At 70.2% G+C, this 13,191-nt stretch carries 18 protein-coding genes; 9 read left to right on the forward strand and 9 right to left on the reverse strand.

The genetic code is table 11. The annotated features are described in order from the left end of the window. Positions 1-27 precede the first annotated feature (27 nt). Positions 28-735, reverse strand: a complete 708-nt coding sequence (locus V9G19_RS08990; protein ID WP_462285144.1) for a hypothetical protein — start codon at positions 733-735, stop codon at positions 28-30. Positions 736-941: 206 nt separating this feature from the next. Between V9G19_RS08990 and V9G19_RS08995 the strand changes: the two genes are divergently transcribed. After that, positions 942-1,754, forward strand: coding sequence for a hypothetical protein (locus V9G19_RS08995; RefSeq protein ID WP_462285145.1), 813 nt, complete (start codon positions 942-944; stop codon positions 1,752-1,754). A gap of 162 nt (positions 1,755-1,916) precedes the next feature. Further along, positions 1,917-2,696 carry a class I SAM-dependent methyltransferase gene (locus tag V9G19_RS09000; RefSeq protein WP_462285146.1) on the forward strand — a complete coding sequence of 260 codons (780 nt, stop codon included), beginning with the start codon at positions 1,917-1,919 and terminating at the stop codon, positions 2,694-2,696. 33 nt (positions 2,697-2,729) lie between these two features. Here V9G19_RS09000 and V9G19_RS09005 read toward each other — a convergent pair whose 3' ends face one another. Genes V9G19_RS09005 through V9G19_RS09015 form a run of 3 tightly spaced genes read right to left on the reverse strand, consistent with a single transcriptional unit; the run spans position 2,730 to position 3,609 of the window. Beyond that, positions 2,730-2,897, reverse strand: a complete 168-nt coding sequence (locus V9G19_RS09005) for a response regulator transcription factor (protein WP_462285147.1) — start codon at positions 2,895-2,897, stop codon at positions 2,730-2,732. Further along, positions 2,885-3,283, reverse strand: coding sequence for a response regulator (locus tag V9G19_RS09010; protein ID WP_462285148.1), 399 nt, complete (start codon positions 3,281-3,283; stop codon positions 2,885-2,887). The genes V9G19_RS09005 and V9G19_RS09010 overlap by 13 nt, the downstream gene beginning before the upstream one ends. Then, positions 3,280-3,609 carry a hypothetical protein gene (locus tag V9G19_RS09015; RefSeq protein WP_462285149.1) on the reverse strand — a complete coding sequence of 110 codons (330 nt, stop codon included), beginning with the start codon at positions 3,607-3,609 and terminating at the stop codon, positions 3,280-3,282. Before V9G19_RS09015 ends, V9G19_RS09010 begins: the two co-directional genes overlap by 4 nt. Positions 3,610-3,686: 77 nt before the next feature. Between V9G19_RS09015 and V9G19_RS09020 the strand changes: the two genes are divergently transcribed. Continuing rightward, entirely contained in the window at positions 3,687-4,376 is a 690-nt protein-coding gene (locus tag V9G19_RS09020) for a hypothetical protein (RefSeq protein WP_462285150.1), read from the forward strand. Here V9G19_RS09020 and V9G19_RS09025 read toward each other — a convergent pair. Continuing rightward, complete coding sequence (locus V9G19_RS09025; protein ID WP_462285151.1) at positions 4,333-4,707, reverse strand: VOC family protein; 375 nt, start codon at positions 4,705-4,707, stop codon at positions 4,333-4,335. The two genes, V9G19_RS09020 and V9G19_RS09025, sit on opposite strands and share 44 nt — an antisense overlap. Positions 4,708-4,721: 14 nt before the next feature. Then, entirely contained in the window at positions 4,722-5,261 is a 540-nt protein-coding gene (locus V9G19_RS09030) for a Uma2 family endonuclease (RefSeq protein ID WP_462285152.1), read from the reverse strand. A gap of 218 nt (positions 5,262-5,479) precedes the next feature. Between V9G19_RS09030 and V9G19_RS09035 the strand changes: the two genes are divergently transcribed. The 4 genes from V9G19_RS09035 (at position 5,480) to V9G19_RS09050 (ending at position 9,546) form a co-directional block, all read left to right on the forward strand. Then, on the forward strand, positions 5,480-6,019 hold the full coding sequence (locus V9G19_RS09035) for a Uma2 family endonuclease (protein ID WP_462285153.1): 540 nt from the start codon (positions 5,480-5,482) through the stop codon (positions 6,017-6,019). A 190-nt stretch (positions 6,020-6,209) separates the two neighbouring features. Next, positions 6,210-7,175: an ATP-binding cassette domain-containing protein gene (locus V9G19_RS09040; protein WP_462285154.1), complete on the forward strand. Its 966-nt coding sequence runs from the start codon at positions 6,210-6,212 to the stop codon at positions 7,173-7,175. Then, on the forward strand, positions 7,172-8,020 hold the full coding sequence (locus V9G19_RS09045; protein ID WP_462285155.1) for an ABC transporter permease: 849 nt from the start codon (positions 7,172-7,174) through the stop codon (positions 8,018-8,020). The genes V9G19_RS09040 and V9G19_RS09045 overlap by 4 nt, the downstream gene beginning before the upstream one ends. A gap of 440 nt (positions 8,021-8,460) precedes the next feature. Continuing rightward, positions 8,461-9,546, forward strand: coding sequence for a sterol desaturase family protein (locus V9G19_RS09050; RefSeq protein WP_462285156.1), 1,086 nt, complete (start codon positions 8,461-8,463; stop codon positions 9,544-9,546). A 13-nt stretch (positions 9,547-9,559) separates the two neighbouring features. Here V9G19_RS09050 and V9G19_RS09055 read toward each other — a convergent pair whose 3' ends face one another. Beyond that, positions 9,560-10,198, reverse strand: coding sequence for an MSMEG_1061 family FMN-dependent PPOX-type flavoprotein (locus tag V9G19_RS09055; protein WP_462285157.1), 639 nt, complete (start codon positions 10,196-10,198; stop codon positions 9,560-9,562). An 82-nt stretch (positions 10,199-10,280) separates the two neighbouring features. Between V9G19_RS09055 and V9G19_RS09060 the strand changes: the two genes are divergently transcribed. Next, on the forward strand, positions 10,281-10,673 hold the full coding sequence (locus tag V9G19_RS09060; RefSeq protein ID WP_462285158.1) for a VOC family protein: 393 nt from the start codon (positions 10,281-10,283) through the stop codon (positions 10,671-10,673). Between the two features lie 19 nt (positions 10,674-10,692). Here V9G19_RS09060 and V9G19_RS09065 read toward each other — a convergent pair whose 3' ends face one another. Together V9G19_RS09065 and V9G19_RS09070 are read right to left on the reverse strand one after the other, a co-directional pair. Then, positions 10,693-12,075 (reverse strand): hypothetical protein, encoded by a 1,383-nt coding sequence (locus V9G19_RS09065; RefSeq protein ID WP_462285159.1) that lies wholly within the window; start codon positions 12,073-12,075, stop codon positions 10,693-10,695. Continuing rightward, positions 12,072-12,587, reverse strand: a complete 516-nt coding sequence (locus V9G19_RS09070; protein ID WP_462285160.1) for a SigE family RNA polymerase sigma factor — start codon at positions 12,585-12,587, stop codon at positions 12,072-12,074. Before V9G19_RS09070 ends, V9G19_RS09065 begins: the two co-directional genes overlap by 4 nt. 97 nt (positions 12,588-12,684) lie before the next feature. On the opposite strand from V9G19_RS09070, the gene V9G19_RS09075 reads away from it, so the two are divergent. Next, a complete protein-coding gene (locus V9G19_RS09075) occupies positions 12,685-13,173 on the forward strand; it encodes a SixA phosphatase family protein (protein WP_462285161.1) in 489 nt (162 codons plus the stop codon). Positions 13,174-13,191 lie beyond the last annotated feature (18 nt).

Here is a 13,191-nt window from a genome sequence, read left to right on the forward strand (position 1 = left end):
GTCTCGCGCATCCGCAGGGTGCGCGCGTCAGCGGCTGTTCACCGAGCCAAAAACCGGCAGCCCGGACGGCTCGCTGCAAAACAGCACCGTCCAGCGGGAGCAGCCGATTGAGTCGCTGCCGAGATGCTGCATCCGGCTGACGACGAGCCAGGACCGGTCGCCGTCGAGGCTGACATGGTCGCCGCTGACGACCTGCTCGGGCCGATATTGGGACGGCGCGAAACCGGCGCCGCACCAGTACTCCGACCCGCCCGGGTCGGGCCCGACCAAGACCGACGCCACGCTCGTGTCGCCGGCCTGTCCGCTACCGTCGTCGGCCCGGGCCCGGATAGTCGTGCACCGGCCGATGGCCTCCTCGTCGGAGGGATCGCCGACCAGTTCGGCGGGCGCGGCGGCGAGACGGGCGCGAGCCTCCTCCAGCGAGTCCGCAGCATACGCATCGATGGCCTGCAGCTGACACTCCTGCCGGTAGTTCTGCACCATCCAGCCGACATCGTGGGTCTTGACGTCGCACCGCTGGGTGCGCCAGCTGTGATCCGGCGGGCCGAGGGCCTCGGCGATCTGACGTTGGTGCTCGCGCGCCGCGGGCAACGCGGTGGTCAGCTGGGTGGTCAACCGCTCGCGCGCGGCGTTCTTGTTGTTCTTGGCGGAGAACCAGGCATAGAGGTTCATCGCAAGGTAGACGACGAGCACGAGCGCGAGCACGCCGCCGAGAATCCTGCCGATCCAGCGCATGCGGGGGTCTCCTCATCGGTTGCGGACCTCTTCACCGTATGCCGCGGCTGCGGCGCCGCACGTGAGTAGCGGTGCTCGGTTTGAGCGGGGATGCTTATCGGCCGCCGAGGTCGACCACAGCCTGCTGACAGCCGCGGTCTCGATCGTGGAGACATCGCAGCGGACGGCGAACGGCGCCGTCCACGACATCAAGGAGCACAACACCCATGGCAGTTTCCAAGATTGGCCTGGCGGTCGCCTCGTTCGCCGCCGCCGGCGTCGTCGTCGCCGGTGCGGCCGCGCTCGCGAACGCCGACGATCAAGCCAGCCCGACGACGACCTCCTCCAGCGCAGCGAGCAACGGCGCGGCCCAAGCCAACGGCGGCCAGGCAGGAGGCGGATCCGGTTCCGCCAACCAGGGCCAGGCCCCGGCCGGGGCGCCGGGAATGGGCCGTGACGGGGGCATGGGCGGGCAGCACACCGCGGTCACCGGCTCGGAGAAGGACAAGGTGGTCGCCGCGGTGACGGCCAAGGACTCGGGCTTTACGGTCGAGTCGGTCGAGAAGGACGCGGACGGTTCGTATGACGTGCGCGGCACCAAGGACGGCTCGCCGATGTCCTACGACGTCAGCGCCGACCTCAAGACGATCACCGAGCGCACCGGCGGCCCGGGCATGGGAGGTCCCCACGGTGACATGGGCGGGCAGCACACCGCGGTCACCGGCTCGGAGAAGGACAAGGTCGTCGCTGCGGTCAAGGCGAAGGACTCGGGCTTTACGGTCGAGTCGGTCGAGAAGGACGCGGACGGTTCGTATGACGTGCGCGGCACCAAGGACGGCTCGCCGATGTCCTACGACGTCAGCGCCGACCTCAAGACGATCACCGAGCGCACCGGCGGCCCGGGCATGGGCGGCCCGCACGGAGGAATGGGCCCTGGCGGCGTCCCCGGCGGCCAGCAGGGCGGCGCTCAGCAGGGCGGAACTGGACAGCAGGGCACCACGTTGCCGGGTGCGCCCAGCTCGGCCACCACCGCCAACTGATCACCGGGCGCGGCTCGAGACGGGGCCGGGGGGCCGAGGAACTTCTGCTAGCAGAAGTTAGTTCGCGGCCCCCCACCAGGGTGCTGCCTATGGGGACCTTGACCACCGTGCGCTAAGTCGAGCCGGAGGCTTCGCTCCGTGTGACATGAGAGGCTGGCGGGTATGTCGACGCGTGCGCTCAGCTTCGGCTCCACGGCCGAAGCCTACGAGCGCTTCCGGCCGGGCTATCCGCAGCGGCTCGTGGACGTCATCCGCGCGTATGCCGCCCACCCGATCCGCTCCGCGCTGGAGATCGGCGCCGGCACGGGGAAGGCGACCCGGCTGCTCGTCGCCAACGGGGTGGCGGTGACCGCCACCGATCCCGACCCGGCCATGCTCGCCGAACTCCGGACCCAGGTTCCCGCGGCCGAGATCATCCAGGCGGCGTTCGAGGACATCGCGATCTCCCGTCGCTACGACCTCGTGCTCGCCGCAGCCGCGCTGCACTGGACCCAGCCGGATGGCCGCTGGGACCGGGTGGCGGCCTGGGTGGAACCGGGCGGCGTCTTCACCAATGTGGGTGGACCCGTCCGGCTCGCCGACCCTATGCTGGCCGCCCGCGTCCAGGCCGCGCATTCCCCCTATCTCGAGACGGGCGAGGTGCCCCCACCGGATGGGGCCGCGGCCGATTCGCCGATGCTCTGGCCCGGGACGGAGGTGGCTGCCTGCGGTCTCTTCGAGGATGTCACCCAACTCGTCATCAAGCGGCGAATCAGGCTCTCCCGGGCCGGGTTCGTCGGCTACCTGGGGACGGTCTCGGCCTATCTGCAGCTTCCGGAGCACACCCGGAGGCAGGCGCTGTCGGCGATCGCGCGGGTCCTGCCCGGCGAGGTGAAGGTTTGCGCTGACGTCATCGTCCACCTCGGCCGACGGGCAGGCGGGGATCGCACTCCCCGGCCCTGAACTCGCCGGTGTCGTTCCAGGGCTCGCCGCGGATCACTCCAGGACGCCGGCCTCGTAGGCCCGCACGACGGGTTCGGTGCGGTGTCGCGAACCTGACTTGGCGAGCAGGGCCCGAACGTGGGTCTTGACGGTTTCGGTGGAGAGGACGAGCGCGCTCGCCACCTCGGCGTTGGTCAGTCCCCGAGCGATCAGGGCCAGCACCTCGCGTTCGCGCGCGGTGAGCCGGGCCGTCCAGGCCGGCGTGGCGGCTGCCCGGCGCACGCCAGCCACGCGACGGACCGCGCTCCCGCAGCCAGTGCGTCGCCCACGGCCGAGTCGCTCTCGAAGGTCGTGATCACGACGACCGCGGGGCCGTCGGCGCGGCCGGCCAGCCGCCGGGTGGCCTCGATCCCGTCGATCCGCGGCATCCGCACATCCATCAGCACGATGTCCGGGCGCGTGCGGGCGACCACCCCAAGCACGTCGGCACCGTCGATCGCCTCGCCGACCACGTCGATGTCGTCCTCCGTGGACAGGATCGCCGACAATCCCGAGCGGACGAGCGCGTCGTCGTCGGCAACAACGACGCGAATAGGTATGCCGCTCATCCTGGTATGCGGGCGCGCAGCACCCACGTCGTCCCGTCGGCGCCAGCCTCGAGCGCGCCGCCAGCGAGCAGAACCCGTTCCCTCAAGCCGGCCAGACCGGCACCACCCCCCGTGCCGACAGCCCTGTTGGGTAACGGATTGCTCACGACGATCTCGATCGTTCCCTCCCTGACGCCCACGGCCACCCGCGCTGCACCGGCGCCATGCTTGCCGGCATTGGTCACCCCCTCCTGCACGACGCGGTAGGCCGCGTCCGCCACCGCGGCGTCGACCCGCAGGAGCGCTGGGAGCGCCAGCTCGATCGGTATGCCGCTCTGCCGCGCCAACGCTTGCACCTCGGGAACCACGTCGCGGGCGACGATGCCGGGGACGCCGCCCGTGCCGGCCGGGCTGGCTCATCGCCGTGCCGATGTATGTGGGCAGCGGCCTGCTGGGAGGCATCCTGCTTCTCCTGCCGATCCGAGGGATCCTCGCCGTGAGCGGCACGGGCCCGGCGCGGCCGCCCGCGAGCGATGCCGCCCAACCGTGGGTCTACACCGTCGTCTATGGCGCGTTCGCGGTGCTGGGTGTCTGCCTGGGCCTGCTCTTCGCGTTGCACGCGTGGGAGCGCTGGGTGCGACCGATCTGGCGTATGCGGCTTGCCGACCTGCCATCCGCCCCGGCCCGGGCTCGGCGCGTCGGCCTCGCGCACGGGGTGTTCATGGTCGGGATCTGCCTGACCACGGCGGCACTCGCCTCGACAAGCACTGGCCTGGGGGTCGGGGGGCACGATGTGCTGGCGGTCTTGGCAGCCCTGCTGTGCCTCGGTGGGCTGACGCTGCTGGCGCGGCGGCGCCCGGGGCCCTGGCCGGCCTGGATACCGATGGCGCTGGCGTGGGTGGGCTCCGCGATCGTCGCCTCGTGGGGGCTGTTCTTCACGGTGATGTTCGCGGTTCCGAACCCGCTCGTCGGTGAGCGTCACCTCCCGGTGGCCCTCGTCGTCGCCGAGGCCATGCGAGCCGTCAAGGGCGCGCTCACCCCGTTGGCGATCCGCGGCCTGCGCCGCGCCGTCACTCCTGGCGCAGCATCCGCCGATGCCCGAAGGGGTCGGTGATCACCGACCCGATCCCGCCCGCGGACTCCGCCGGCTCCCGGTCGAGCCGCGCCCCGGCCGCGACTGCGCGCTCCGTGGTCTGGGCGCAGTCGGCCACACGCAGGTGCAGCGTCACCGCAGCCTGGTCCGGCTCCGGGGCGACGACACCGATCTCGGGGTGCTCGTCGGCCATCATCATCCGGGCATCACCAAGAGCCAGCTCGACGTGGCCGATCCGGTTGTCGGGCATGACGATCGGATCGAACGATACGGTCGCGCCGAACGCCTCGGCATACCAGTCAATGGCGGCGCGGGCGTCGCGGACGGCGAGATAGGGGGTCAGGTCTGCCATGACGTCCTCCGTGGTCAGGCGATCAGGTTGGCCGGGCAGATGACGACCGGATAAGGCAGGTCCAGCCGCACCTCCTGCTCGGCCGTGGCGGCGCCCGTCTCGACGTACACCCCGTCGTGCAGGTCCCAGGCGATGATGCTCGGCACATCCGGATCCACCACCCAATACGACGGGCACCCCGCCGCCTCCAACCGAGAGCGCTTCAACAACAAATCGATCCGCCGTGTGCTCGGCGAAAGGATCTCGACCGCCAGCACCGGAGCCGTCGGCAGATTGCGTTCGGTCAGATCCGCGCGCCGCACCACCACCACATCGGGTTGTAGCACGGTGTCGTCGGCCAGCACCACATCAAGGGGGGCGAGCATGATCTCCAACTCCTGTGGCCGGCCCTGCCGCAGGGCGACGGCCAACTCGAAGGCGGCACGCTGGTGCAGGGGCACCGGTGCGGGCGTCACGACCAGGGCCCCGTCGATGAGCTCATACCGGTGCCCGTCCTCGGGCGCAGCGTCGAGATCCGCCACCGTCAGCGGTCGACTCCGGGGCAAGGCGGTCATGGCCGTCATCGTTCCTCATTTCGTCGCCCGATGTCATAACGTCAGCCTGACGGCAAGGCCCGACGCCGGTGTGCAGTTATCCACAGCTGCCCGTTGATGAGCCGCCAGCGGAGGAGCAGCCTGAGCTGCGAGCTGTGGATAACTCGGCGAGCTTGTCCGGGGTTGCTGCCAGGCTGTGGGGATGACGGTGACGGAGGAATTGAGGGACCATGACAGCTATGACCACCTTGCCCAGGAGTCGACCGCTGACGGTGGCGGATCTGGAGAGCACGCCGGAGGATGGGCATCGGTATGAACTCATCGACGGGGTCCTGGTCGTGACCCCGGCTCCCGCAACGCGGCATCAACTGGCGTCCTTCCAGCTCGGGGTCACCCTGCTCAGCGGCCTGCCGCCGGGGTATGCGATCTTGCATGCCCCATTCGATGTGGTGCTGGCCGACGACACCGTGCTGCAGCCGGACGTGTTGGTGGTGCGTCGGGCGGATTTGACCGAGCGCAATCTGCCCACGGCTCCGGTGCTTGCCGTGGAGATCCTCTCGCCGAGCACGCGGCGGATCGATTTGTTGCTCAAGCGTTCTCGGCTGGAGGCTGCGGGGTGCCCGTCGTATTGGGTGGTGGATCCGGATGTGCCGAGCATCATTGCCTGGGACCTGCGGGATGGGGTTTACGTCCAGGTCGGCTTCGCCTCGGGGGATGAAGCCGTGGCTCTTGGCCTGCCCTACCCGGTCACGATCCGCCCAGCCGACCTGATCGCGTGACGCAACCGTCTCGGCGCTAGCCGCGAACGATCTCATCGCGGCCAGCATGCGGTGTCCTGCAATATAGGTGAGGTATACGGCACCTTCTGCAGGTCGGCGGCGCTTGCTACCGAGGGGGGTGACCGGCTGACGCACCCCCGCTGGCGCTAAACCGGTAGAGGCTGTCGGCGCCACCTGAGAGGCTGTGGCCATGACGAGAGCCGTGATCGAGGCCGAGCGCTTGGTCAAGAAGTTCGGCGACTTCACCGCCGTGGACGACGTGAGCTTCGCGGTGCCGCAGGGCAGCGTCTTTGGCCTGCTCGGTCCCAATGGCGCGGGCAAGACGACGATCGTGCGGATGCTGACGACGCTCGCGATCCCCACCCGCGGGACGGCGCGAGTCGCCGGCCACGACGTCGTTCGCGCGCCCGAGGCGGTTCGCGCCAGCATGGGGCTGACCGCCCAGAGCGCGACCGTCGATGAGTTGCTGACCGGCCGCGAGAACCTTCGGCTCATCGGTGACCTTTACGGTATGCCGCGCGGGCAGGTCCGCTCCCGCGCCGACGAACTCCTCGAGCGGTTCTCGCTCACCGAGGCCGGCGACAAGGTCGTCAAGGACTACTCCGGCGGTATGCGCCGGCGCATCGACCTCGCGGTCAGCCTCATCGCCCACCCGCCGGTCCTCCTCCTGGACGAGCCGACCACCGGCCTCGACCCGCGCAGCCGGGTCGAGTTGTGGGAGGTGCTGCGCGACCTGGTCCGCGACGGCACGACGCTGCTGCTCACGACCCAATATCTCGACGAAGCCGACCAGCTCGCCGACCGGCTGGTCGTCATCGACCATGGCCGGATCATCGCCGAGGGGACTCCGCTGGAGTTGAAGAACCAATCGGGGGCAACGAGTTTGGTCATCACCGTCTCCCGGCACGACGCCGTGGCGCCGGCCGCCGATCTGCTCCGGGAACTCGTCGATGGCCTGCACGTCGACCACGACGCGCGCCGGCTCGCCGCGCCGGGCGGCGACGTCGCGGCGCTCGCGCAAATCGCCAGCCGGTTGGAGGCAGCCGGCATCGAGGTGGATGACCTGGGGATGCAGCGTCCCAGCCTGGACGACGTCTTCCTCGCCCTGACCGGGCACCGGGCCGAGGAGACCGCAAACGAGGAGGCACCCGTATGACCGCCGCACCGGAAGCTATCGCGGTCCGCTCCCGCCCGGAGCGGCCGACCGGCTCCAGACGGGTTCGCCAAATCCTGACTTTGGTCCGGCGCAACCTGACTCACATCAAGCGACAACCGGAGATGTTGACCGACGTCACGATCCAGCCGGTCATGTTCGTCTTGCTCTTCGCCTACGTCTTCGGCGGTTCGATCCAGGTGCCCGGCGTCGACTATAAGCCGTGGCTGCTGCCCGGGATCATGGCGCAGACGATCGCCTTTAGTGCCTTCATCGTCGCGATCGGACTCAACACCGACATCGGCAAGGGCATGGTCGACCGGCTGCGCTCCTTGCCGATTCAACGGTCTTCGATCCTGGTTTCGCGGGCCCTGTCGGCACTGATCCACTCGAGCATCGGCGTCGCCGTGATGTCGGTGACCGGGCTGTTCATCGGCTGGCGCATCGGCGAAGGCATCGCGCGGGGACTGCTCGGCTACGCCCTGCTGCTCCTTTTCGGTTTCGCGATGATCTGGATCGGGATTCTCGTCGGCTCGGCCATGCGCTCGGTCGAAGCGGTCAACGGCCTGATGTTCACAACGATCTTCCCGGTTACCTTCCTATCCAACGCCTTTGCCCGCACTGACGTCATGCCCGCCTGGCTGCGGACCCTCGCCGAGTGGAACCCGATCAGTGCACTCTCCCAGGCGATGCGCGACAACTGGGGCGTCGCCGGCGCCGCGGTCAGGGCCGACGCCCCCTGGCCGATGCATCATCCCGAGCTGGCGACGGCACTGTGGTCGTTGGCGATCACCGCGGTGGTCGCGCCGCTCGCGCTGCGCGCATTCAACCGGCGCACGACTGACTGACTCTCCTGGCGACTGGATCGCGATCGGGTACCCCACGGAAGGCCACGCATACCCCAGGGGGTATAGTCGGATCGCTCCGTTCCCCGATCGGGAGATGACCTCATGCCCCGTGATCTGCTCGATGCCATCACGTCCCTCTTTGCTCAGGCGTCACAAGCTGTCGCCGTGGTGCATCCCGGAGCGGGGGAGGAGGCACCCCCGCGAAGCGAGAGTCCGGAGTCCAGCGGAACTCTCGACGCGGTTCCCGCTCCGCGCCAGCTGGCCAGCTGAGACGCCCAGAGCCGCCGAGACGCCCAGAGCCGCCCAGAGGACCACAGCCGCCGCCAACAGCGCCGGCCGGGCCACCAGTGGGACCTTCTGCTGGCCACGGACACTAGCCCCGCGGCTCGCCAAGCGAGGCGCCGACGCCTATCGTGCGACCGATAGGAGGACCAGCCGGTATGCCGCATCTCGACCCGACCGTGCTCGCCATCCCCGCGTTCGTCGGGGCGATGGGAGCCGAATTTGCGTGGCAGCGGCGGCATCCGGGCACGGCTGGGACCACCCGCGCGGGGGACTATGACCTCACCGACACGGTGACCAGCCTGACGATGGGCTTGGGTTCGCTGCTCGCCCCGCTGCTCAGCAAGCGCCTCCTGGATCCGCTGACCCCAGGAGTCGGCCGGTGGGCGCGGGCGCTCGTCGGAACGGCGGTCGGTGCCGCCGCTCTCACTACGGCCGCCGACATCGTCCGCCGCCGGGCCGAGCTGCCCGCGGCGGGCGATGCCCGGCCAGCACGCGGCCCGAACGGGGAATCCGTTGCCCGACTAGGTGGTTTCGCGGCGGTCGCGGCGGTCGGGGTCACGGCGCTGACGGCTGCCACGACCTGGGCGGCGCAGACCAGCGGCGAGCGCCTGTTCGCACGCACCGAGCGCGACCTCGGCGCCGGGGCGGCCGCGACGATTGTGGCGATCCTCGGCTGGGACGCCATCTACTACTGGAATCACCGTCTCTCCCACGAGTGCCGGTGGCTGTGGGCCGTCCACGTCGTCCATCACAGCAGCGAGCGCTACAACCTCTCCACCGCGCTGCGCCAGCCGGTCGCCGAGGGCGTCACGCTCAGCGTCCCGTATGGCCTGCTCGCCCTCCTCGGCGTGCGACCGTCCACCATCGAGAACGCGCGCGCGATCAACCTGATCTATCAGTTCTGGATCCACACCGAGGCAATCCGCTCGATTGGCTGGCTGGAAAAGGTGCTGAACACCCCCTCCCATCACCGGGTTCACCACGGCTCGAATCGGCGCTATCTCGACCGCAACCACGGCAGCATCCTGATCATCTGGGACAAGCTGTTCGGGACCTTCGAGCCCGAGACCGAGCGCCCGATCTATGGCCTGACCCGCAACATCAACACCGCCAATCCGCTGCAGGTCGCCACCCACGAATGGCGCGATGTCGCCCGCGATATCGCCGGCTCACGCATTTGGGCCGACCGCTTCGGCTACCTGCTGCGCGGCCCCGGCTGGGCCTATTCGCGCCGGGCCTGACCGGATCCGTCGTTTAATACAGCGGCACGCCGTATGCCGCGAGCTGCCGCTCCTCGATCTCACTCACCGTGCCGGTGACATCCGTCGACTCGCCGCGGGCCCGCCGGTCGCGAGGGGTCGAGCCGACTTCCAGGACGGCCGTCGGGTCCCATGTCTCGGGGTGCCACACCCGCCCGCGAGCCAGGCTCTTGGCGCAGTGACCGAAGACCTCCTCGATCTCGATCACCAGGGCGAGCACCGGGCGCGATCCGGTGACGCTCAGGTCATCGAACCACTGGGCGTCGGAAACCAGCCGCGCCCGGCCGTTGACGCGCAGGGTGTCGGAGCGTCCAGGCACGATGAAGATCAGTCCGGCGTGCGGGTTGGCCAGGACGTTGTGATAGCCGTCGACGCGCCGGTTGCCCGGACGCTCGGCGATGGCGATCGTCCTGTCGTCAATGACGTGCACGAGGGAGCCCGCCGGGTCACCCTTGGGGGAGACATCGAACCGGCCATCGGCGTCGCTGGTCGCGATCAGGCACAGGGTCGCGGCGGCCAGCCAGCGCCGGTCGGCGTCATCGAGGCTGGGGCGCACCTTGTCGCGCACGCGCTGGTTGGGCTCTCCGATGATCGCGGTCAACGTCGCCGTGTCGTTCACCTGGTGCTCGTCCATAGTGCCCACCCTAGATAGGCATCGGCGCGGGCTGCCAGGAATTCCGTAGACCGGCCGATCGCGACCATGTTTGGGTTGCCCCATGACGTGTTTCGTGTCCCATACCAGCGTCGATGCCCGCGACGCCTACGCCCAGTCGCTCTTTTGGTCCCGGGTGCTCGGCTATGTCGAGGATCCCGACGATCCCAACGGACCCGGTGACGAGGAGTGCCCGATCCACGACGCCGAGTCGGGCCACACGATGTTGTTCATCGAGGTCCCCGAGGCCAAAACGGTCAAGAACCGCATCCACTTCGACATCCGGCCGCGCACCGGCACCCGGGACGCCGAGCTGGAGCGCCTGCTCGACCTCGGCGCGAGCGTTGTGGCCGACCATCGCGGCATCCACGGACCCGGGACCGGCTGGGTCACCCTTGCCGACCCCGAAGGCAACGAGTTCTGCGTCCTGCGCTCCCCCACCGAACTCGCCGGCTAGCGCAAGACCTTTCGCGCCGCTACCGAGCTCGCATCCGTCGCCAGGCCAGCCAGACACCGACCACCAGCGCCGCGGCCACCCCGCCAACCACCCACGGCCAGTGCCAGAAGGCCCAACCGGTCCGGGTGCCGAGGAAGGACGGGACGAGCGGCCGGTCGAGCGCGTCGACGGCGATCGCCGGGGGGCGTGCGCCCACGCGCGGGTCGACGGCGATCAGGCAGCGTGCCGTCCGGGCCTCGGTCAGGCAGTGGTACGCGCGCCAGACAAGGAAGCCGTGGCCGGCCGGGAGCAGCTGGTCGACCGAATCGATCGACGCGCGCATCGCCACCGGGACACCGACAACGGAACCAGTGCCAGACTCGGGCCCGGACTCACCGCCAGGCGCCTCGCCGAGCGACCAGGCGAGCACCCGTCCCCCGGACCCGGCGGCGGATAGCTGGCGGCCGTCTCCGGACATCACGACCGGAAGGCTCACCTGCTGCCCCGGAGGCGGCACAGCCTCGGCCAGGGCCGCTCGCTCATCGGTGCCGACCGTGACGCTGGTCAGGCGCAGGGTCGAGCCGGGGCCGTTGCTCCCACTCGTCGTCGCCTCGTCCGAGGGGATCTGCCAGGCCACGACGTGGGTCTCGTCGCGCCACCCGGCGATCGAACCAATCGAGCGCACCGGCGTCACCACGGTGGTGGCGGGGTCGATGACCAAGGCCCGGATCGGCGCCACCCCACTGGCGGCCACCGGCTGCGCGCCGATCAGCAGCTTGTCTCCCGCCGGGGACCAGCGCAGGATGTCCGGATCGAGCGTGACCGCCTCCTCGCCCCACCGCAGCTCGCCGATCGAGATAACCCGGCCCGACCCTGATGCGTCGGTGACTTGGTTGCGCACGAGCACCTCATCGCGGTCGCAGTCCTCCTCCGCAAGGTAGCGGCCACACGATCCCCAGGCGACCAGGGTGCCATCGGGGGAGACGGTTGCCCAGGCGGTCCCGGGCTCGTCGAACATCATGAAATCGCCGTCGCCGCCCAGTGCCAGCGCATAGTCCGCGTGCCACAGGACGGCTGCCACCGGCCCGCCATGGTCAAGCCCGTGCGTCCCGAGCGGGTAGGTGCCAGTGAGGGATCCCGGTTTACTGATCCGTTCGGGAAGTCGGGCGCCGACCGACGGAGTCGGGGCCGCGGGCAGGTCCGGCCCCAGCGGCCCGGAGGAGCCGCGCAACCACGCCGCGACCGGCCACCCGAGCAGCAGCAGCACCACCACCGCGGCGGCCGCGGCCAGCAGCCGCGTGCCGCGCCGGCGGCGTCCGGTGGACCACGCCTGCCGTGCCAAGGCATCCTCCCCAGCCGGAGGTTCCCAGTCGTCGGCCTCGCTGGCCAGCTGCGCCAGCAATGCCGGCAAATCGCTCCTCATCGCCCACCTCCTAACGGGTCGGCCACGTCCGCCAGCAGTTCGGGTGCCAGTTCGCGCAGCCGCTGCAACGCGCGCCGGGTCTGCGACTTGACGGTGTTCGGCGAGACGCCGAGGGCCCGGGCCGCCTGCACCTCGGTCAGGTCGTCATAGAACCGGGCGACCAAGACCGCCCGCTGTGCCGGTGTCAGCCTGGCGAGTGCGCGCGCCAGCACCACCTTGGTGTCCACGCCGCCGGTCACATCCACCTGCACCGACCCCGTGACCTGCGCCGGCGGCGACTCCGGCCGGCGCGACCGCCACCGGTGCTGGTCGATCGCCACCCGGTGCAGCGTCACCCGGGCGTACCCGAGGGGCGCCTCCGCGCACCGCTCCCAGCGCCGGGCGACCCGCAGCAGGGTCTCCTGCACCAGGTCCTCGGCGCGGTGTCGATCCCCGGCGAGCAGGTAGGCCGTGCGCAACAGCGTCGGGCGGCAGGCGCGCACGAACGCAGTGAACTCCGCGGGCACGTGCACAGCCACACCTCCTTGCCCTATCCAACGTCATCGCTGCTGCCCGCGGGTGTCGCCGATCACCATTCCCGTGGCCGATGGTCGCCGATAGGGTCGGCGAATGGCGCACACGCTCATCGTCATCCGGCACGCGAAGTCCGATTGGGATGTGCCGGTCAGCGATCACCAGCGCCCGCTGGCCAAGCGCGGCCGGCGCCAGGCCCCACCCGTCGGCCGGTGGCTCGCCGAGCACGACCTGATCCCCGATGTCGCCCTCGTCTCCTCGGCCCAGCGCGCCCGCGAGACGTGGGAGATGGTCGCGGCCGAGATCGGTGCGAGCGCGCCACAGCCGCAGATCGCCGAGGCGGCCTACACCTTTTCCGGCGCCCTCCTGCTCGACCTGGTGAACACCCTCCCCGACGCCAGCGCGATCGCGGCCGTCGTCGGCCACAATCCGGCCGTCGAAGAACTCGTCCGGACGCTCACCGGCCAGGCCGCGTCCTTGCCCACGGCGGCGATCGCGGTCGTCGACGTCCCGTCCTGGCCGGCGGCGCGGCGCGGCAGCGGCCGGCTGGTCACCTCCGGCAGACCCGCGGACGGCACCCTCTAAGCCGCCGCCGCGTCCGGG

It is taken from the genome of Nostocoides sp. (assembly GCF_037045025.1).
GTDB lineage: Bacteria > Actinomycetota > Actinomycetes > Actinomycetales > Dermatophilaceae > Nostocoides_A.